Annotated in this window: 17 protein-coding genes and 1 pseudogene; 11 read left to right on the top strand and 7 right to left on the bottom strand. The window is 43.6% G+C overall.

Going from position 1 to position 21939, the window contains the following annotated elements; translation table 11 throughout:
- The first annotated feature begins 212 nt into the window (after positions 1-212).
- Both JC606_RS13615 and JC606_RS13610 read left to right on the top strand, forming a co-directional pair.
- Positions 213-893, top strand: a complete 681-nt coding sequence (locus JC606_RS13615) for a hypothetical protein (protein ID WP_198778766.1) — start codon at positions 213-215, stop codon at positions 891-893.
- A 97-nt stretch (positions 894-990) separates the two neighbouring features.
- Positions 991-1191, top strand: coding sequence for a DUF4250 domain-containing protein (locus JC606_RS13610; protein ID WP_004741624.1), 201 nt, complete (start codon positions 991-993; stop codon positions 1189-1191).
- 117 nt (positions 1192-1308) lie between these two features.
- On the opposite strand, the gene JC606_RS13605 is transcribed toward JC606_RS13610, so the two are convergent.
- Entirely contained in the window at positions 1309-2220 is a 912-nt protein-coding gene (locus JC606_RS13605) for a LysR substrate-binding domain-containing protein (protein WP_198778765.1), read from the bottom strand.
- 281 nt (positions 2221-2501) lie between these two features.
- Between JC606_RS13605 and metE the strand changes: the two genes are divergently transcribed.
- On the top strand, positions 2502-4847 hold the full coding sequence (gene metE, locus JC606_RS13600; RefSeq protein WP_198778764.1) for a 5-methyltetrahydropteroyltriglutamate--homocysteine S-methyltransferase: 2346 nt from the start codon (positions 2502-2504) through the stop codon (positions 4845-4847).
- 79 nt (positions 4848-4926) lie between these two features.
- On the opposite strand, the gene JC606_RS13595 is transcribed toward metE, so the two are convergent.
- The 5 genes from JC606_RS13595 to JC606_RS13575 all read right to left on the bottom strand — a co-directional run bounded on the left by JC606_RS13595 (position 4927) and on the right by JC606_RS13575 (position 7406).
- Positions 4927-5322: a GspS/AspS pilotin family protein gene (locus JC606_RS13595; protein ID WP_198778763.1), complete on the bottom strand. Its 396-nt coding sequence runs from the start codon at positions 5320-5322 to the stop codon at positions 4927-4929.
- A gap of 1 nt (position 5323) precedes the next feature.
- Entirely contained in the window at positions 5324-5620 is a 297-nt protein-coding gene (locus tag JC606_RS13590) for a YciI family protein (RefSeq protein ID WP_004741234.1), read from the bottom strand.
- A gap of 187 nt (positions 5621-5807) precedes the next feature.
- Entirely contained in the window at positions 5808-6206 is a 399-nt protein-coding gene (gene yciA / locus JC606_RS13585) for an acyl-CoA thioester hydrolase YciA (RefSeq protein ID WP_004741235.1), read from the bottom strand.
- A gap of 263 nt (positions 6207-6469) precedes the next feature.
- Positions 6470-7048 (bottom strand): septation protein A, encoded by a 579-nt coding sequence (locus JC606_RS13580; protein WP_198778762.1) that lies wholly within the window; start codon positions 7046-7048, stop codon positions 6470-6472.
- A 109-nt stretch (positions 7049-7157) separates the two neighbouring features.
- Positions 7158-7406 (bottom strand): hypothetical protein, encoded by a 249-nt coding sequence (locus tag JC606_RS13575; protein WP_004741237.1) that lies wholly within the window; start codon positions 7404-7406, stop codon positions 7158-7160.
- 545 nt (positions 7407-7951) lie between these two features.
- Here JC606_RS13575 and JC606_RS13570 point away from each other — a divergent pair.
- The 6 genes from JC606_RS13570 to JC606_RS13545 all read left to right on the top strand — a co-directional run bounded on the left by JC606_RS13570 (position 7952) and on the right by JC606_RS13545 (position 17736).
- Entirely contained in the window at positions 7952-12226 is a 4275-nt protein-coding gene (locus JC606_RS13570) for an ATP-binding protein (RefSeq protein ID WP_198778761.1), read from the top strand.
- A 14-nt stretch (positions 12227-12240) separates the two neighbouring features.
- Positions 12241-13437, top strand: a complete 1197-nt coding sequence (locus JC606_RS13565; protein WP_198778760.1) for an EAL domain-containing response regulator — start codon at positions 12241-12243, stop codon at positions 13435-13437.
- A gap of 116 nt (positions 13438-13553) precedes the next feature.
- Positions 13554-15173, top strand: coding sequence for a methyl-accepting chemotaxis protein (locus JC606_RS13560; protein WP_137408347.1), 1620 nt, complete (start codon positions 13554-13556; stop codon positions 15171-15173).
- 12 nt (positions 15174-15185) lie between these two features.
- Entirely contained in the window at positions 15186-16436 is a 1251-nt protein-coding gene (locus tag JC606_RS13555; RefSeq protein ID WP_004741241.1) for a hypothetical protein, read from the top strand.
- Between the two features lie 15 nt (positions 16437-16451).
- The gene (locus JC606_RS13550) at positions 16452-16847 is read left to right on the top strand and encodes a hypothetical protein (protein WP_004741242.1); all 396 of its coding nucleotides are present in this window, start codon (positions 16452-16454) and stop codon (positions 16845-16847) included.
- A gap of 307 nt (positions 16848-17154) precedes the next feature.
- The gene (locus JC606_RS13545) at positions 17155-17736 is read left to right on the top strand and encodes a TetR/AcrR family transcriptional regulator (protein WP_004741243.1); all 582 of its coding nucleotides are present in this window, start codon (positions 17155-17157) and stop codon (positions 17734-17736) included.
- Between the two features lie 120 nt (positions 17737-17856).
- Here the strand turns inward: JC606_RS13545 and JC606_RS13540 are convergent, their stop codons facing one another.
- The gene (locus JC606_RS13540; protein WP_008219823.1) at positions 17857-19116 is read right to left on the bottom strand and encodes a dicarboxylate/amino acid:cation symporter; all 1260 of its coding nucleotides are present in this window, start codon (positions 19114-19116) and stop codon (positions 17857-17859) included.
- A 469-nt stretch (positions 19117-19585) separates the two neighbouring features.
- Here JC606_RS13540 and JC606_RS13535 point away from each other — a divergent pair.
- A pseudogene (locus JC606_RS13535) lies at positions 19586-20979 on the top strand (NfeD family protein).
- A gap of 69 nt (positions 20980-21048) precedes the next feature.
- Positions 21049-21846 (top strand): slipin family protein, encoded by a 798-nt coding sequence (locus JC606_RS13530; protein ID WP_137408342.1) that lies wholly within the window; start codon positions 21049-21051, stop codon positions 21844-21846.
- Positions 21847-21939 lie beyond the last annotated feature (93 nt).

Below are 21939 nucleotides of genomic sequence, written 5' to 3'. Positions count from 1 at the left end.
GGAATTATAGCGGCATGCGCCCTGACTAGCCAGTAGAACATGCCCCTGTTAGTTCTGGTGTCTTTCGTGATTTTGTTGATAAAAACAATAAAAGAGCCAAACAACAGCATAGTTGAAGGCTTGAATAACGTCGCTAATTTGTGATTTTGATTAGTGTTCACAGCAGTTTTTGATATTATTCGCGAAAATAAGTCTAGATAAGTAGATCCACAATGGCCGAAACATTATTACTGCAATTTGCTCCAATGTTATTAGGAGCTCAACTGATCTTAACCTTAATTCTGGTAAAGGGTGATATTTGCCCGGGGCAACGTGGTCGTATCCACAAAATGTTACCTGCGATTGGCGTACTTTGGTTAGCCGTGGCTTCAGTCAAGGTCGAAGCGTTTCTTGTCGTGTTCGCAATCTTTTATTTCTATTCTCAAGTTCAGACTAAGAAAACACGTGATTCGGGCCCGATTTGGGTGATGTATTTAGCGTGTGGTTTATCGCTGTCTTATGTTGCTATTCAAGCATTTGAACAACCAACGGTGGTTGGTATTATCACGACATTATTGTTGGTGGTTTTATTGGGCGCGGCGTTTGCTCATCTATTACTGACGATTGCAAGAACGCGCTTACAAGCGTTTCACCGTGTGCTGCCTGTTGTCGGTGTATTGACTGGAATGCTGTTGGTACTAGCGACAGTTGTGAACGTTTACTCGCTTTCTGAAGCTCAGTTAGAGCCTGTTATCTCAGCATTGCTGTTTAGCTTTGCGCTGCTTATCTCTTCAATCGTGGTGTGGTGTTGGCACCTACTGTTTGTTAAAACGCCAGAGAAGGTCCAACTTACGGTGTCATTGCTGATGTTGTTAGCCGCTGTCGTTGGTCTAACACCAATTTGGGCGCTGTAATTACCCGTTTGAGTTAAGAAGTGTGATCTGTTTTTTAGCGAGAGGCGAGTTAGCGTTCTAAACTTAATCTAGTCAGAGTGTTCGTAAGGAGTACGAGATGGATTTAAGCAATGTCAAAAGCCTAGATAGCATTATTTTGCTTGGAATAGTGAATGAAAAACTGCGCTTGGAATGCGACAGTTTTGAAGAACTCATTAGCATGTATGAAATGGATATAGAAAGTGTCGTTGGCAAGCTAGACATGCTTGGCTATCAATACGACCCACTGACGAATCAGTTTAAGTCATACGCAAGATAGTCTATTTTTCGCGATTGAACAGATATCGTAAGATAAGCGTTACTGAACCTAAAAAGTCACAGGTAATCTGTGACTTTTTTGTTTTTGTACTTTGTGTTGATCTAATAACCGATATGGTTAAACGACTTCAATCCCATCCAAGTGGCTCTTACTCTGCTGCCTTGCAGTGCTGAAGAATGCTTGCAGATAACGTTTGTCTTTCTCTGAGTTTCTTACCGCAGCGAATAGCCTTCTTGAAAGCCCTTTACCCAGAGGCTTACTAGCAATTAATCCCTGTCTTGAAAACTCGCTGATTGCCCAGTTTGGCAAGGCTGCGACCCCTAACCCTGCTGATACCATTTGCACTAACATCAAGGTGTTGTCTGCCTGCTTCCACTTCTTCGGTTCAATACCTGCAGGTTGCAAGAAGTGTTTCACCACATCTAGACGCTGCTTTTGAACTGGGTAGGAAAGCATCGTGAGATCGCTAAGATCTTGCGGATCAACGCTTGGTTTCTCGGCCAAAGGAGAGTTAATGGCTGTGATCAAACGCATCTCGAAATCGAAAAGTGGCTCATAGTGGATCTCAGAGCGAGGTTGAATGTCTGAGGTGATCACTAAATCCAACTCGCCGGCCATTAGCGCGGGTAGCGGTTCAAAGCCAAAACCGGACGAGAAATCTAGAGTCACGCTTGGCCAAGCGACTTGATACTCTTTCAATGCAGGCATTAACCATTGGAAGCATGAGTGACACTCGATCGCCATATGCAAACGCCCATTCACGTCCTCTTTGAGGCTCGCCAACTCATTCTCTGCTTTAGCGATTCTTGGTTGAATCTCATCAGCGAGCTTAAGCAAGATCTCCCCCTCTGAGGTGAACTTTACTGGCCGAGTTTTGCGCAGGAACAACTGTCCACCAATACGTGCCTCTAGATCCTTCAATTGATGAGAAAGCGCCGACTGAGTCAGGTGGAGAGAGGTCGCTGTTGCTGTGAGCGAACCGCTATCTCTCAAGGTCGTCAATGTTCGCAGATGTTTAAGCTCTATCATGAGTATTCCTCATATTCCCTAAGCTAATTCAATATTTCTTAATAATCACCCTACGGGGTTTTTTATCATTTGTAAACGTCTAGATGTCCAGATGGATTTAACTATCTTCATCTCTGACTCGCTGATGATGAATATTTTTAATAAACAAGATGAATATTTGGACGTTGTTCAGCGATTCGATTCGGTAGATAGTTTAGCCATCCAGACGCCTTTTTATGAGAGCAAGAGCACAATAGGCAATCTGAAAAGAAACTAACAATTATTGAATAAGGAACAGGTTCATGACGACAACAACGCATATTCTTGGCTACCCACGTATTGGTGAAAAGCGCGAACTGAAATTCACACTCGAAAAATACTGGCGTGGTGAAATCAACCAATCAGAACTCAAACAGCTAGGTAGCGAGCTGAGAAATCGTAACTGGAATGTACAAGCTGATGCGAATCTTAGCTTTGCAACTGCGGGTGACTTCGCATGGTACGACCATGTACTGACAACGACTTTGCTCTTGGGGCATGTACCAAAGCGTCATGCTGGTGGTAGCGAAGAGGAGAAAGCTTTTCCTGATTTAGATACCTTGTTCCGAGTGGGACGTGGGCAATCACAAGTTGAAGCTGCTTGTTGTGGTGGGAAACACGCTTCTGAAGGCACGAACAACGGTGCAGCGGCGTCAGATATGACCAAGTGGTTCAATACCAACTATCACTACATCGTTCCTGAGTTCAGTAAAGATGATTCGTTTGAGGTGAGCTGGCCACAATTGTTTGATGAAGTGAATGAAGCCGTTCAAGCAGGGCATAAAGTGAAGCCTGTCCTTCTTGGGCCACTGTCTTACTTGTACTTAGGGAAAGAGGTAGAAGAGGGCTTCGACCGCTTAACCTTGCTGCCCCGCTTGCTGACTGCCTACCAAGCGATTTTGGCGAAGCTTGCCAAGTTGGGGGTTGAGTGGGTTCAAATTGATGAGCCAATTCTTGCCCTCGAGCTTGAAAAACAATGGGCTGATTCATTTAAACTGGCATACCAAGTTATTCAAGGGGAAGTGAAACTGCTATTAACCACGTACTTCGATTCGGTGACAGATACCTTAGACAAAATCGTCAAACTACCGGTTAACGGGCTGCATATCGACCTAGCTGCAGCGCCACAGCAGCTTGATGAAGTTGTGAGTCAATTACCGGCGGAGTGGGTGTTGTCTGCTGGTGTGATCAACGGACGCAATGTTTGGCGAGCAGACTTAGCGACTCAACTAGCAAAACTGCAACCGGTGAAAGAGAAGTTAGGCGATAAGCTTTGGGTGGCGAGCTCATGTTCGCTGCTACACAGCCCGGTTGATTTAGAGCTAGAAGATTCGCTTAGCAAAGAAGTGAAAAGCTGGTTTGCTTTCGCGAAACAGAAAGTGACGGAGGTGAGCTTATTGGGTGCCGCGCTAGACGGAGATCAAAATGCCATCTTAGCGTGTGAGACTTATAGCCAACCGATTGTTGCTCGGAAAAGCGCGACACACGTAAACAAGCCGCAGGTACTGGCTCGTATTAATACAATCACCAAAGCATTGGCAGAGCGTAGTGCCCCTTATGCAGAACGCGCTGCACACCAGTCGGAAGTTTTAGGTTTACCGTTGTTACCAACCACAACGATAGGTTCGTTCCCACAGACCTGCGAGATCCGTGTTCAACGTAGCGCTTATCGCACTGGAAAGTTAAGCGAAGCGGAATACACGACTGCACTAAAAGGTCATATCGCGGATGCGGTGAAGCGCCAAGAAGCACTCGATTTGGATGTGTTGGTACACGGTGAAGCGGAACGCAACGACATGGTGGAGTACTTTGCAGAGAACTTAGCTGGCTTTCAAACAACAAAGTTTGGCTGGGTACAAAGCTACGGTTCTCGCTGCGTGAAACCTGCGATTGTGGTAGCGGATATTGAGCGTGAAAAACCGATGACGGTAGAGTGGTCGACTTATGCGCAATCACTGACATCTAAGCAGATGAAAGGCATGTTAACGGGCCCGGTCACTATTTTGTGTTGGACGTTCCCGCGTGAGGATATCTCGCGTAAAGAGATCACTAATCAGTTGGCATTTGCGCTGCGTGATGAAGTGTCTGATTTGCAAGATGCAGGGATCAACATTATTCAAATTGATGAACCTGCTATTCGTGAAGGTCTGCCACTTAAAAAACGTGACCATGCAGAATATTTAGAATGGGCGGTTGATGCCTTTAAGATTTCCGCGGCGAGTGCTAAGCCAGAGACTCAGATTCACACTCATATGTGTTATAGCGAGTTCAATGAAATTATCGACTCAGTTGCCGCATTAGACGCTGATGTGATTACTATTGAGACGTCCCGTTCGAATATGGAACTGCTTAAAGCGTTTGAAGAGTTTAACTACCCGAATGCGATTGGCCAAGGTGTTTATGATATTCATTCACCAAACATCCCATCGCAAGAGTGGATTATTAGCCTGCTTAAGAAAGCGGCGGAAAAAATATCAGCCGAACGCTTATGGGCAAACCCAGATTGTGGTCTTAAAACTCGTAACTGGGCGGAGACGGAAGCGGCATTGACCAATCTTGTTTCAGCAACCAAAACACTACGTAAAGAGTGGGAATCTGTTGAGGCATAGTTCAGTCTAGGATTTTGATTGTTCAATAAAATAAAGGCCTCGCAAATGCGAGGCCTTCTAGTTTTATGTTTGTTCGAATCTAGCTGTCGGTCTGACACGTATCTTTGCTGATAAGCTTTTCGACCATCAGTTGTCCGCGTGTATTGCGAATCTTGATGTTGTAAGCCAAGCCCATATCTAGGTTTGCTCTTACCTCTGAGTTGGTGCAGTAGCTATTCACACTCATATCGACAACTTGGTTTAAAGGCTTAGCACCTTTAGCATCTTGGTTGTAAATCATCATGATTTCGATCAAGGTGTTTTTTGCTAGTACTCGCATAACAGACAGTGGGCCATACTCAATAGGTAGCCCTGCAGATAGCACGCCAGCACGATGCTGCGCCATCATCTCGAGTTGTCTTTGTTGGTCTTGCTCACTTGAAGCACAGCCTGCAAGTAGGATCGCGGCCAGTGAGCTAATAATCCATTTTTTCACGTTAAAATACTTTCTTGAATGGTTTTACGATGACATTTTGGTAGACACCAGCGTCGATGTACGGATCTGCGTCTGCCCATGCCTGTGCGTCTTCTAAAGAGTTAAACTCAGCGATTACTGTTGAACCTGTGAAACCAGCTTCGCCAGGGTTATCTGAATCAATCGCTGGCATTGGACCCGCTGTTAATAGGCGGCCTTCATCGTGAAGTGTTTGTAGGCGTTCTAGGTGTTGTGGGCGAACACTGAGGCGTTTTTCTAATGAATTTTCGACATCTTGAGAGAAAATCACGTACCACATATTGGCATATCCTTATTTTACTTCACTGAATTTGGGAGATTATAAAATAGCTATCTTGCTAATTTACGCGAACTAATTGGTATTGGAAGAGCTAATGATAAGAAATTGTGAATTGGTGCGAGAGACTTGTATGGTCTTTAGTGGTTTCACTGGTTGAGACTAAAGACCATTCCCGAAGCAAGCTAGCTTATTTCTTGATGGTTCGAGGCTTGCCACTTTCATCAACGGCTACGTAGTTGAACGTTGCACCACATACCTTGTAGCGGTCGCCAATGCCGTGATCCAGGACCGGCTTAACCCAGACTTCTAGGTCGATATTCATCGAGCTACGGCCAATCTTTGTGCAGTCACCATAAACGCACACCACATCACCAACGGATACGGGCTGCTTGAATTCAATGCTCGAAACCGACACGGTAACTATCTTGCCGTTAGAGATCTCTTTGGCTAAGATGCCGCCGGCTAGGTCGAGCTGAGACATTATCCAACCACCGAAGATTTGACCTGCTGCATTGGTATCAGAAGGCATCGCTAATGTGCGAAGAAGTAGGGAACCAATTGGGTTCAAAGTTGATTGAATCGTCATTGTTGTACTCTTGGTGGTATTGATTATCAAATAAAAACAGAAGTGTTGGTTGGTGAAGCGCATTTGCAAACGAGCGCAATGAACAACAGAGATCAGATAGCCAATAATTTAGTGCGATTTACATTAAATAATAGGCTTTATTTTGACCAGTCTCCGCAACACAAAAAAGCCAACGGCCAATGATCACGAGTATCATTGGCCGCTAGGTATAGCATATTGACAAGAATTGTAACAAAAACGGAATGAGGACTCACCCCTTGGGGTTACTTCTCGTCAGTATTTTTATCAGTTAGTTCTTGCTGCTCTTTTTGAAGTTGTTCTTTTGGTAAATACTTATAGATGTAGACGCCAGTAAGCAGCGTAAATAGTAATGTTGCTATTAGCAGGCCAAACACCTTGAAGTTAACCCACACATCTAATGGTAGGTTAAAAGCTACATACACGTTGATGATTGCACAAATAGTGAAGAAGAATGTCCATGCCCAGTTGATCTTGCCCCATACCGCATCCGGAAGTGTAATCTCTTTGCCCAACATGCCCTTAATCGCAGGTTTCCCCATTAGATGGCTTGCGGTTAGGCAAATAGCAAATAAGGCATAAACGATAGTGACTTTCCATTTAATGAAGTTGTCGTCGTGCAAGAATATGGTCATTCCACCAAATACCGCGACCATCAGAAACGTTATCACCTGCATTTTTTCTACTTTTTTGTAGATGAAGTACGTCAAAACGATTTGAAGTGCAGAAGCGACAATCAATGCCCCAGTAGCCGTATAGATGTCGTACATCTTGTAAAGCGCGAAAAAAATGATGAGAGGGATGAAATCAAGAATTTGTTTCATATGGACTGAATATCCGGTTAGTTGAGTTACCGACAGTCTAACCAAAATTGCCTCGATGCAAAACAGCTCGAGACAATTGGCTACTAAACTGATTGGAGCTGGCAGAATTTCAACGCATCGATGACGTTTGGTAGCGAGGAATCAGCTTCTTGATATCTTCTAAATAACCTTCGCTTTTCAGATTGTCTAAAGTGTTCTCTAGCTCTTGTTCACTCATCGCGAAGCAGGTGGATTTTCCTGTCGTTAGATCAAGGTACTCGTGATATTCACGCTCAGTAAAGTGGCCCACTCTGTCCATTAACAAGGTTTTAATCCCGTGGTGAATCAAGCCGTAATACGTGTGTCTTTGTAAGGTCATAGCCTATCCTCCGTGACAAGCTGCAATGATGAGAAGTGATGCAACCTGCTGTATATTGGTTGGGTTATCTATGACAAAGCAATTCAAATGCCATTTTGTCTAGTATTCCTGAACATTTTCCGTGTCGGATTGAAATAATCATTCTTTCAATCAGTTAAATGAAAGTGCTCTCTGCTGTCACTGAGACAATACGTAGCTATTGGATAATAGTTCTATTTTGAGAGGCAATTTTCTCCTTCAATTTGAGAATTAATGTGCTGTTGTTGAGTCAAACTGATTCGTTCCCATATCGAAAAGCGTTTGTTTTATGGGTGTTAGGCTTGATAATTAGACTATCGAGATTTGATTCATGCGCCAGCTGGAGAGTTTCAATTTGAGAAATTAATGAAGGTCGGAGAGTTTTTATATCGGTATGCGAAAACTCTTGCTGGTTCGGTGTGTGGTTAGCTTATTAAACAGTATCCATATTTTGTTTAACGCTACTTGCTGAATGGCTGTGAACTTGACGTTATAAAGTACGCTGCTGCTATAACGTCAGGTTTATCATGTACCGTATCTTTTTCTTTCAGTTATTTTCTTTGATTACATTGGTGTTTTTCGCATCACAAAAAGCACAAGCTGATGAATCAATTCAACTGGGAATTCAAATCTCAGATTTTGCTCCTTATGCTCAATCACAACAAGGAGAGGTTTCGGGTTTATTGCCGGACTTAGTTGATTTCTACGTGAAAGATGGATTCGATGGTGTGGAGTTTGTTGGTTACCAGTCACCGTCTGAACTCAACAATATGCTAAAAACGGGTGACGTGGACGCCATCATCACGGCAGAGCAAAATGTTTCAAGTGGTGGCGTTATCTACTCGAAACCGATCTTGTCGAGCCGAATGATCAGTTTGAGCAGTGAACCTATTGAGAGTCATTTGCTCATGAAAGGGCGTAAGCTTGCTTACTTTGAAAACTCGAGTAATGCATCGTCTGTGAAGTCCTTACTTCCGTTTTCTTCATTTGAATCATACTCATCATATCAGGATGCGATAGCCGCTGTTGCGCGTGAGAAAGTGCTCGCAATTGTGGATGATGGCGTGTTGTTACACAGTAAGCTGATGAATAGCCCCTATGACGCATCACTGTCTGTGAATTTGCATGATGGCTTGCCTCTGAATAACTACGTTATTGCTTTACTTGATACTCCTGAGAATAGGAAGCTATTGAACATCATCAATACTTCAATTAACCAAGATAAGCCAAATCAAATCGTTAATATCCATAAGAAATGGTTAAACGAAATACAAAGACGTTTACTTTTGGTTGTTAGCAAAAATAAGTTGTTATTGACGGAAAAAGAGCAGCAATACCTATCATTGAATCCCAATATTTATGTGTCCTACATTCGAGATTCAAAACCTATTTCATTCCTGAACAGCGAAGGGCAGCCTGATGGTATCTCTATCGATATCTTGAATGAGATCTCTCGACTTACGGGGCTAAACTTCATTTTTGAAAATGACTTTGGTATCGAAGGGAACGATTTACATACGGTTTCTCTACCGCTGATCCATACCAAAGCGACTCCCTTTGCTGGTGTGGATGATCGTCACCTTTACTCGAAACCTTTTATGGTTGAGCCGTGGGCGCTGATTGGTAAAAGCGACAGTAACAAGGTCGATGTGTTTGGTGAGCTTTCTCAGAACGCTATTATCGGTACTACTGACGATAGCGTTGGTTCCCAATTGGCTAAGCGTTATTGCGAAGTTTGCCCAATAAAAAAGTATGACTCGGTTGAGCAAGTGTTAGAGGCGGTTGATAAAGGGCAAGTTGACTCTGCAATGCTCTCTTTATATCTCGCATCACCGCTTCTTCAAGGACAGTATTCAGGGTACTTGCGAGTAATTAGCCTGCTTTCTAAAGACAATGATGTGCCAGTTGCATATAGCGTGGAAGCTAACCAAGAGATATTAGGTAACATCATCAATAAGGCGCTTTTTGCGATTCCACATCATAAACTCCAGCAGATTAAAAAGAATTGGTTAGATGTTTCTTACGAATCTGGAGTTGACACGAAAGATGTGATTTTGGGTGCGGCCATTCTTATTTCTGTCGCATCCGTTCTTATCATGGCGATCATGGCATGGAGCTGGAAATTAAGCCGTGAGGTTGAGGACCGCAAGCGTGCTGAGTCTGCGTTGAAGCATCAAGTCGAGTTCGAGCGTTCACTACTTAACGCAATGCCATTTCCAATTGTGGTACGTGATCTAGATAACCAACTTGTGAGCTTCAACAGTGTGGCTAGGGCGCTTAAGGATTTTGACTTAATAGAAGAAGCAATCATTAATAATCCAGACGAAGACGCCATGATCCACAAAGGGAATGTTTTGCCTCGTTTGGAAAAAGAGGTGGTCTCGCCATTTGGCAGTAAGCACTATGCATATTGGAAGTGCCCGTACATATCCAATGGAAGTATCGAAGGTTCAGTAACGATTCTCGATGATTTGACTGAATTGTATGAAGCGAAAAAAATCGCCAAAAGTGCGGATGACCGCGTCCAAAAACTCGCGAACAATTTACACGGTGCGGTGATACAACATATCCAGCCTAAGCGAAGCTTACACGATATCGAGTTCGTATTTATCAGTAATGGAATTGAAGAACTTCTTGGGCTGACGCCTTCTCAACTACGCCGATCTCCAACGAGCTTCTTTGCGCCGTTAAATGCGAAAGATCGCCGTACTCTGATTCGAAAAATACGTTGTGGCAATAAAGATGGAAAGTTGAGCCTGGATATTGGCGTCAATATCGAAAATCAGAATCGTTGGCTTAACCTACAAAGCAAAATATCCGATCGTGGTGATTATTACGAATGGGATTCTGTACTGACGGATATTACCGAGCTAAAGCAGCAGCAAGAAGAGCTCACTCAGGCAAGGCAGAGTGCGATTGCAGCAACAGAAGCGAAATCGAGATTTCTAGCCAACATGAGTCATGAGATCCGAACGCCTCTTGGTGGCATTGTGAGTTTGCTAGAGCTTTCCGAGCAATATGAAGTGGGTCATGAAGTACAAAAGATTCATACAACGTTAAGCCAGTCCGCTAATAACTTATTGCACATCGTTAACGACATCCTTGATTTTTCGAAGATTGAGGCGGGTAAGCTGACTTTGGATTACCAACCCGCAAGCCTTGATACCTTGACTCTTAGGGTGACTCAACTGCAGGCAAGACAGGCGCATGCCAAAGGGTTGCAATTCAAGTTCTGGCTAGACCCTGAATTAAAAGATTCGGTACTGATGGAAGACATCCGTCTCGGGCAAGTACTGAACAACCTCTTGAGCAATGCGATTAAATTTACTGAGCATGGAACCGTTGGCTTAACGACGAAGTTAGTCAGTCAAAACGATGGCCAGCAACAAGTCTGTTTTGAAGTTTTCGATAGCGGAATCGGCATTAGCGAAGAGCATATTCGAAATCTATTTAGACCGTTCGTGCAGGCCGATGAAGGTACCACGAGAAAGTACGGTGGCTCGGGTCTTGGGTTGACTATCTCAAAGCAATTGATAGAGCAAATGGGCGGGACGCTGAACGTGACAAGTAAGGTGAACTTAGGCTCAACATTTACTATCTCGGTACCTCTGACATCACTTGATGATAACCAGTATCAAGATATGACAGGTAAAGTCGCTTTGCTCACCAAAACCTTCATGCAGCATCAAGAGTTGGAGAGCTACCTGACATCTTGGGGTATTAAGGTGATTACAAAAAGCGTTCAAACCACGAAAGAGTTAGCACATTGGGTAGAGACCATTAAGCCTGGTTTTGTGTTCGTACCACATGAGCTTGCTCAGGCTATTAATACTCCTGATGAGAACGTGAATTTTATCTGTCTAAGCGAACAAGGGATGCTTTCGCCTGCACCTTGTAAGTTAGGTTGGAATTTATCGGCAAACCCATTACTCCCTTCACAGCTAAGACATTGCTTGAGCAATAATCCAACCTTTATCGAAGAAATAGTAAAGGAAGAAAACAACTTACGATTAAGCACCGAATCACGCGAATCGGCGATGGAAAATAATAGGCTGATACTGATTGCGGAAGATCACCCAATCAACCAACAGATCATTATTAAGCAGATAGAGCAGCTAGGTTTTCATGCCGATATGGTGGACAACGGTAGAGAAGCGCTAGCGGCGCTCGATAAGCAGGACTATGGCTTACTTATCACTGACTGTCATATGCCTGAGGTGGATGGCTATGAGTTGACGAAACAGATTCGTTCGAAAGAGCAAAGTCAGAATATACCTCGATTGCCTATCATTGCACTGACAGCAAGCGCCGTTAAGGGGGAAAATGACAAATGTTTTGAGATTGGTATGGATGACTTTTTGTCTAAACCTACCAAGCTCAAAGTGAGTGGTGACACGATCAACAAGCATCTTATGAAAGGCACACCGGTTGTTAGCCAGTTGGCAGCCAACGATGCGAACGTTGAACCTAGCCTTGCGCCTATTGATATTCAAAACCTAATGGAGTTATTTGGAGATCAGGACCTTATCGATCAAATCATCAAGGATTTTATTCAGAGTCACTGCTCAGACTTGCCTTTGTTACTCGCTGCATGTGAGAGCGAGAGCCTAGATGAGATCAAACAAGTTGCCCATAAAATGAAAGGTGCAGCGAAGATGGTTGGCAGTACTGAGATGGCTGACCAACTGCAACAGCTAGAAGATGCCTCTGCAAACCAAAGAGGTGGGTACTTAGAGTATTTCCATGAAGTGGAGCGACTTACGCAGAAGTTACAAAGCTTCTACTCCACGTATGCTCAATAGGCTGAGGGAATACTATGGATCAAAATATTGTTGTAATCGAAGACCACCCCTTTCAGTTGAATGTCATGACCATGGTATTGAACAGCTTGAGTGTCGGTAAGGTTCATTCTTTCGAGTGTGGGTGTAAGGCGTTAGACCACATTGAACAGTCTTCGGTCGACCTAATATTGTGTGACCTCAATATGCCAATGATAGATGGAATCGAATTGCTAAAACGGTTAGCTAATTTGAATTTCAAGGGCAATATCATCATAACGAGTGCTGAAAACCAAACCGTGCTCGATGCCGCTAGTAAAATGTGTAAGGCATTTAATCTCAATTTATTGGGTGTGTTAGAAAAGCCGATTGATCGTTCCCGGCTACTAGAGTTGGTAAGTAGGGATACTAAAAAACCAGAGTCGGCTTCAAGTTCAAATAGAGATATCGTGATCACTGATGAGGACATCGTAAAGGCTGTCGAGAACCATGAGATGGTTTTGCACTATCAACCCATCGTCTGTATTCACACGGGAGAATGGAAGGAGAGTGAATCTTTAATTCGCTGGCAACATCCCCATTATGGTGTTCTCAGTCCATTTTTCTTTTTGACGCGCCTCATTGATTCAGGATTAATGTTGAATGTTTTGAAGCAGTTACTTGAGCAAGCGATTAACGATCAACGCTTCCTATGCAGCAGAAGGTTTGTTTTGAACTTAACAGCGAAAGATATGATCGACGGTGAAATTGTCGATCATATCTTTAAGCTTATCGATAACGGTAGATTAGATGTTGAGCAGATCAAGCTGGAGTTAACGGAGTCCGACCTAGTTGAAAGTGTTGCGCTTGCTTTAGCGTCTACAACAAGAATATGTATGCGTGGTATTCCGCTCGCGATTGACGATTTCGGAACGGGTTACTCCTCATTGAAACAACTCGAGGATCTGCCATTTTCTGCATTGAAACTGGATATCGACTTCGTTAAAAACATCCAGCAAAGCCGCTCTAGTCGAGCAATTGTGAGAGCTTCACTTTACCTCGCTAAATTATTGGATTTAACGACTGTCGCAGAGGGCATTGAAGATATATCAATTTGGACAGATATACGTTCAATGAGTAATAAAGACACACTGGCTCAAGGGTATTTTATTGCGCGTCCGATGCCTGCTGATCAACTGCCTGAGTGGAAAAGTAGCTGGGAAAAGAAAGTAACCGAGTTCAATTTACTGGCGTAGGGGTAATAGGGGAGCCATTTAAACATAAAGTGATATTTGTTTAGTGAATATGTTCACCGATAAAAGTGAACTGGCGGTAACATAATTATCAATTTGCGCTAATTCAATAGAACCTTATGCTACTGTCTCGTTATATCAATATAAAAGTACAATTTGTCGTTCTTTTATCTATTATCTCGCTCAGTTTAGCGGCGATAATTACCATCAATGTTTTTATTCATCGCGATAATAGCCAACGACTAACTCAGTTAGAAATAAGTTATTACCCTGCATTAGAGCACGCCACTAAAATTCACTCGCTGTTGCCAAATGTTCAACAGCAGTTCGAAGCCGCTGTGATCATGGAAGATGAGCAGGCTCTCGATTATGCGCGCCAAATATCTTCTGAACTTCAAGTTGAAGCAAGTAAAGGGGCCAATGTTTTACCTTCACAGGCGCAAGCATTTAACAAGGTGTCGAGCTCGCTAAAAAAGTACACGGACTCCGCGTACGCGTTAAGTCTAGATTTTATTAACTTGAATGACTCCTTCGCGAATCTTACAGCAAGATCGAATACGCTCACTGCTGAATATGATTCGTTACTCGCGGCAAGTGAAATGCTGCGCTCGTCAGCGAGTCAAAATGTCGTAAATACCATATTGCACTCAGAGAATGCCGCAAACGATGCTGCTCAGCAGTCAATCTGGCTTGGCGTTTTCTTTGTTTTGTCTGTCTTTGCAGTGGGCTATGCGATTTTCAAATCTGTTATCAGTTCAATTCTGCTCGTCACTGAGAAAATGCAAGCGATCGCAACGGGAGATGGTGATTTAACCGTACGCATCGATTATTCCGGCAAAGACGAAATCGCAACCCTTGTACAAAGCGTTAACCAGTTTATTGAGAAGCTTCAAGGGATCATCGCAAGCACGTTGAGCATTGGGCAGGAGCTTGAGGTTGTGAGCGACAAAATCCGCAGTGAATCCAATCAAACCTTAGCGTTGAACAGCACCCAACGTGACCACATCGAAGAAGTGACTGACGCAGTTAACAATATCATTGCTCTTATTGAACAAGTGGTTGGCTTTGCATCACATGCCGATTCACAAGCTCAAAAGGCCAATGCCAGTGCTCAAACGGGTACCCAAGTCGTTTTGAAAACAAGCCAAGAGATCGAAGAGCTTGCCACCAATATTCGCGATACCGCCGGAAAATTAAAAGAGCTCGACCAAAATGCCAGCAATGTGGGCTCAATCCTCAGCACGATTCAAAGCGTTGCCGAGCAAACCAATCTGCTGGCCCTAAATGCGGCGATTGAAGCAGCTCGCGCTGGAGAGCATGGGCGCGGCTTCGCGGTCGTTTCTGATGAGGTACGTGTACTCGCTAATAATACTCAACAATCAGCAACCGAGATTAATGCCTTACTCGGTGAGCTTAAGTCTGGTTCGAATGCGGCGGTAGGTGCAATGGACCAAGGTCTCGCAAGCTCCTCTCAAGCCGTTGGAGATGCACAAAACGCTGGTGATTACCTATTAGAAATTAGCGGCCAGGTTGAAGAAATTACCGAGCTGAATCGCCAGATAGCGAGTACCACTGAACACCAAGCTCGCGCTTCAAAACAAATTCATACCCATATGGATGATTTTAGACAGTGCTCTCACCAAGTGTCTCAGTCTACCGATCAACTAGAAGCTCTGAGCCACCAGTTGAGTGGCATCGTGACAGAGCTGAGTAAATCAACATCACAATTCAAAGTATAACGGAGAACAATAATGACTAACTCCCCATTTCGCTTATTGCCTGTAGCAGTGGCGCTTGCGGCATCGTTTGCTGCACATGCTTCAGATGAGCAAAAATTGGCCGAGCTAGAGAAAAAGGTCGCTATCCTTGAAGCGAAAGAGCAAAACTCAATTGCTGATAAATTTAGTTTCAATGGTTTTGCGTCTTTGAACATGCAGCTGGGTAATCAAAACCACGGCTTCATGAAGTCGGAGAATAAAGTACGTTTTGATGAAGGTTCTTTGTTTGGTTTACAAGGTGAGTTCGAAGTTAATGAGTCAACTTCAGCCGTTGTTCAGATGGTTGCTCGTGGTAACAAAAAAGAGAACTGGTCTCCAGATATTGAGTGGGCATTCTTAAGCCACAAAGTGACGCCGAACTTAACGGTTCGTGGTGGTAAATTACGTTTACCACTGTTCATGTACTCTGATTATCTAGAAGTGGGTTACGCACAAGTTGGTGTACGAGTACCTAATGAAGTGTACGGTTCAGTAGTGCTTACTTCTCTAACGGGTGGTGACTTCATTTATGATGTGGAGCTAGATGACAGCACTCTTTCATTCCAAGGCTTTGCCGGTTCACAGAAGCTGTCGGCATCAAAGCATAGCTACAATGCTGATACACAGTTTGATGACATTGCTGGTGGTGTAGTTAACTGGACTGATGATACTTGGACACTACGTGCTGTTTACGCACAGTCTGTGATCAGCTCTTCAACTAACTGGAATGTAAACAGTAAGCCTGTATTGAATTCAACATTTGATGACGAGAAAGCGAAGTTTTACGGTGTTGGTGGTCGATACGAAAACGGCAACCTAATGCTGGTTTCAGAAGTGACACGCACAACCGTTGAAGGGTTCTACTACGATGTGGATGCAGCATATCTAACAGCAGCATACCGTCTAGATGAAGTAACGCCTTACATTACCGTGTCACACATGGAAACGCAGGACGATGACGAGCGAAATGCAGAAGCAAACCGTCAGCTTGCAAATGTACTTCAAAACCCAACCAGTGCGTCTGCGAAATACGCATACGGTTCAGCAAAAGCATTGGCTGATAAGCTAAACACACAGCGCACAACATACAGCATTGGTGCTCGTTGGGACTTCCTACCGAATATTGCGCTAAAAGGTGATATTAGTTACCTAACTGGCTTTGGTTCAACGAATGGTGGTGTAGCGTCGGAATATAAGAACGACGATAACATTTTGTACACTGTAAAAGTTGATGCGGTATTTTAAGGAAGAGAATCAATCATGTTGAAAAAAACATTAGTAGCCGCTGCTCTTCTTAGCAGCATGAACGCATTCGCTGGCCTAGTTGTAGTTGGCAACCCTGCTATGTCTGAGCTTGATGCTTCAACGGTTAAGAAGTTGTACTTAGGAAAAGCGAAGTCACTACAAATTGAAGCGGTTGATTTGGAAGACGGACACCCAAAGAAAGGTGAATTTCACCAAGCTATCACTCAAAAAACCGAAGCGCAGTTGCAAGCATATTGGGCAAAACGCGTATTCACGGGTAAAGGTCAACCACCTAAGGCTGTTGGTCAGGAGAGCCTAGCAAAAGACATGGTTGCTAGCTCGACAAATACGATTGCTTATATCGATGAATCTTTAGTCGATAGTTCAGTTAAAGTGATTTTAAAACTTTAATTTTATATGTGGCGCTCAATATGAGCGCCACTCTTACATTGGCTTACGTTTAAGCTTGTCGTCCTTACATTTAAGATAGCTAGCCTTACTTAACCCTTACATGATATTGCTTAGCTATATGTTATTGTTTCTTAGAGCAATTATTCAGTTTGATTTTAATTACATTATTTAAAACACACATTAAATTTAGATTTCTAAGTTTTGATTATCTAACGGTGTACTTAATGTGTGTTTTTTCATATTGAGATTGTTTCTTAGAGTTATAAAATGTGTGGCAAATGTAAACAAGCGGGTGGGATACAATCTGATGCCAAAAGAAAAAAGAGAAGAAATATTAAGTGCAGCAGAAAAGTTATTTATTTCTCAGCCTTATAATAAAGTATCAATTCGCTCTATTGCCAAATCTGCAGGGGTAAGTCCTGCTTTAATTCTTTATTACTTCAATAATAAAGAACAGCTTTTTGACCAGCTCATTGAAGAGCATACAAATCGATTTAAGGAACAGTTTTCAAAATATCAAAGAGTGGAAGGGGTACAGCTACAACAGCTAATCTCAGAGCTTATTGAGTTTTGGGAAAGTGCGCCAAACATATTTTTATTATTCACTCTTGGTGGTAACTCTTTTAATCACGACAATGTGCAAAGGTTAAAAGAATCTAAGTTCGGTTTCATCTATCACAAAACTCTTGAAAACCTCCTTTATTTAGTTGATGGCTGTAACGAATCCAACTTTCATTATTATCAGATGCTAGTAAGTTCACTGGTTTCTCAGCCTTACTTAGAAACAAGACAGCAAAAATACAATTCTGAGAGTTCGACATTTAACTTGATGCACTATCAAGAAGTTATCGCGAGCTTGTTTAAGAAAGAAAATAGTTACGCATACTGAGTTGTATGTAGGGTATCAAAAGGACTGAAGCCTACGAATTTAGCTCAGCAATGACCTTATCTTAAAACGTAAAAAAAGCCACTCATAGAGTGGCTTTTTGTTTTCCGATGTAATCGAAAATTATGCTTGTTGCTTTTGTAGCTCAGCTTCTTTCGCTTCGTCTTCAATTAGAGAGTCAACGATAACTGCACATGCTGCATCACCAGTGATGTTCAGTGCTGTACGAATCATGTCGAAGATACGGTCTAGAGCGAACAACAGAGGTAGACCTTCGATAGGGATACCAGCCGCCAGAAGAACAGCAACAACTAGGAAAGAAGGACCAGGAACACCTGCTTGGCCAACTGCGCCTAGTGTTGATGTTACGATGATAGCAACGTAAGCGCCCATAGATAGGTCGATGTTGAACAGCTGTGCGAAGAAGATAGCCACTAGGCCGTAGTAGATCGCGTTACCAGACATGTTGATCGTTGCACCTAAAGGTAGAACGAACGAAGCCGTAGAGTTGCGCACACCAAGCTCGTTTTCTACAGTGTCCATGGTAACAGGCAGGGTAGCCATTGAAGATGCTGTTGAAAGAGCAACCGCTTGAGGCTTCTTCATTGCAACTAGGAACTTCTTAGCTGAAGTCTTAGTGAAGATTTGAATCATTAGCGGGTAAGCAACAAAGCCGAAGATCAGGATAGCGGCGATGTAAACAACAAACAGCTTGAACACAACCATCAGTGCGCCAAAACCGAATGTACCTACTGCTTCTGCCATTAGACCAAATACACCAAGTGGAGCGATGATCATTACCTTGTTGATCATCCAAACCATCGCGTCAACAATCGCATTTACGCCATTGATGATAGGATCACGTTTTTCTTTCGCTTGCTTAGAAAGCGCAATACCAAAGAACAAGCAGAAAACTAGGATTTGCAGAATGTTTGCTTCGTTCAATGATTGGAAAACGTTGGTAGGGATCATGCCGGTGATGGTTGCCCAGAACGTTGGCAGTTCGCCTTTCGCAGCGTACTCAGAAGAGAACATGCCTTCTACGCCAGAAACATCGATACCACGACCTGGTTCGAATACTTCACCCATTACAAGCGCTAGCGCTACAGCAAGTGCAGACGTTAGTGCGAAGTAACCTAGGGTGGTGATACCAACTTTACCAGCAGACGAGCTATTACCTAGGCCTGCTGCACCTGAAATTAGGGCAACCGCAACTAGAGGGATAACCAGCATCTTGATCAAGTTGATGAAGATAGCACCCAGTGGAGCGAACATTGTTGCGCTGTCACCCATCATCGCACCAACTAGGGTACCGATGAACATTGCAATAACGACTTGAACGCCAATGTTGCTTAGTAAACTCTTTTCTTTTAACACTTCCATAACCTCTGTGCTACTAAATATAAAATTCCCAGAATTACTTACCAATGTACGTTGTACCATTGGATAAATATTTCGCGAGGAGTTTTACACGTATCCTTTACATTTATCAATATGAGCTGAGATGAAAGTGCGCCAAAAATTGTAGGTCCAACGTTTTTTGGTGTTTTTTTATACCAAGGCAAACGTTTGCCTTGGTTTTCTCTTAGAGTGGTATTGGGTTGATTTATAAATGTGTTGTGAGCGCGTGTTTTGTGAATGAATTTGGTTGTTTGATAATGATAAACATCTATTAACATTTCCTTTTCAAGTTGGAGCTTTTTTTGAGCAGGTAGAAGGTGGTGAACTTAAGCGAGTGTGTTGTGCGAAATTTAGCCTGAACTATGCTTAAGGTATCGATTTATTACCAAGATGTTACCTTTGCGCTTTAAATAAAACGTCTATCTAGCATCTCAGTTGTAAGGAGAGAGACATGACTTTTATTTTAAAGTACTTGTTCGCATTTCTTCTGTTGTTCAGCTCGGTAAATGTTGAAGCCGATGATGTTTGGGTGATTGAGGTGAATGGATGTATCGGCCCTGCAACCAGTGATTACCTAACAAGAGAGATAGAGCAGCAAGCCAAGCTCATCATATTAAAAATGAACACGCCCGGAGGACTGGACTCTTCAATGCGTGACATCATTCGTGCCATTACCACTTCACCCATTCCGATTGCTACTTGGGTTGGACCAGCAGGCTCACGGGCGGCAAGTGCTGGGACTTATATTCTACTCGCCAGTCACATCGCCTCTATGGCTCCCGGGACAAATTTGGGGGCTGCCACTCCTGTGTCACTTGGCGGAGGGAAGGCGCCAGCCAATCCGTTATCTCCTCAAGATGACGCCAATAATGATGATACCACCACAGATAATGAGCGAGGCTCAGCGAAAGAAGAGAGTTCCGAGCAAGTAAAAGCCACTACCGCGATGGAGAAGAAAGTCATTAATGATGCTGCGGCTTACATTGTTGGCTTGGCTAAACTACACAATCGAAATGAAGAGTGGGCAGAAAAAGCGGTAAGAGAGGCAGCCAGTTTGGATTCCGAGAATGCCCTTGAGCTGAATGTGATTGATTTTATAGCCAGCGACCTCCAACACTTGGTCGAAATGATAACGGACGCACCATCCTGATTAATGGCATCAATCAGTACATAGAACTTAATGACGTGGCCTTTGTCGAGAGAGAACAAGATTGGCGCTTTAGTTTGCTCTCGGTAATCACGAATCCGAACGTTGCATACATCTTAATGCTGATTGGTATTTATGGTCTGTTACTTGAGTTTTATAACCCAGGTGTCGGCTTGCCAGGGGTGCTTGGTGGCATCTGTTTGGTATTGGCTATGTATTCCTTACAAATGTTGCCTGTGAGCTATGCCGGTCTCGCCCTCATTTTGCTCGGTATTGCTTTGATGGTCGCCGAAGCCTTTAGTCCGAGTTTTGGGATTTTCGGCTTGGGGGGCGTTGCTGCGTTTTCACTCGGTTCCATCATGTTGATGGACACTGAAGTACCAGGCTACCAAATCGCATTACCGCTAATTATCGGGATAAGTTTGTTCTCCGTTGCCTTTATCGTCGTAACACTCTCTATGTTAGCTCGAGTAAGAAGCAAGCCTGTGACCACTGGGATGGAAGCGGTGGTCGGTGAGACCGGTAAGGTGGTCAGCGGTTTTCCTGGCGCGGGTAGAGTGCTTGTTGCTGGCGAAATTTGGCAAGCTCAATGCACTAGTGAGCTGCAAGCCGGGCAGAGTATCAGAGTCACCAAGCTAACAGGACTTTCTTTAGATGTTGAATTTCTTTCTGATGAGACATCATCGAAAACAGGTTAGTGCTTGATGAGAGGGTTAACTCGAAGAACTTATTCATTGTTGAGTCATCGTTACCATTAGGGGGCGGTTATGTTTATACACACTATAGGTATTGTGATCGTGCTGGTTGTCTTGCTGATCGCCAGTATGTTCAGAGTACTACGCGAGTACGAGCGTGCAGTGGTCTTCTTCCTCGGGCGCTTTTATGACGTGAAAGGGCCAGGATTAATTATCATCATTCCTTTCATTCAACAAATGGTGCGAGTCGATCTACGAACCATTGTATTGGATGTTCCGACACAAGATTTGATCACCAGAGATAACGTATCAGTGAAGGTTAACGCTGTGGTTTATTTCCGAGTACTTGATCCTAAGATGGCAATCAACAACGTGGAGAACTATCTTGAAGCCACTAGCCAGCTATCACAAACCACGTTGCGGTCTGTTTTAGGTCAGCATGAGCTAGATGAGCTGTTGTCTGAGCGTGAAGAGCTCAACAGAGACTTGCAATCGATACTGGATCAACATACCGATAACTGGGGGATTAAGATTGCTAATGTCGAGATCAAGCATGTTGATCTTGATGACAGTATGGTGCGAGCGCTTGCGAAACAAGCAGAGGCGGAACGTTCTCGTCGAGCTAAGGTGATACATGCGACGGGTGAGTTAGAGGCATCCACTAAGCTAAGAGAAGCCGCAGAAGTACTGAACAAGGCGCCCAACGCCATTCAGTTACGTTATATGCAGACATTAACCGAGGTCGCGAATGAACGCACCACAACCATCGTATTCCCGATGCCTGTCGATTTGGTGGATAAAATCACTGACCCAATCAAAGCGACACTCAATGAGGCTGCGATTAAGAAAGCGATGAAGTCGGAAGATTAGCGAGTTTTTCTAGCAGAAATAAAAAAGGCACCACATCTGTGGCTGTCTCTTATACACAAATCCCTAAGCCACGCTTGGGGATTTTTTTTGAAC

Origin of the sequence: Vibrio sp. IB15 (assembly GCF_016406055.1) — a bacterium.
GTDB lineage: Bacteria > Pseudomonadota > Gammaproteobacteria > Enterobacterales > Vibrionaceae > Vibrio > Vibrio chagasii.
This window is presented reverse-complemented; position numbering and strand designations above follow the sequence as displayed.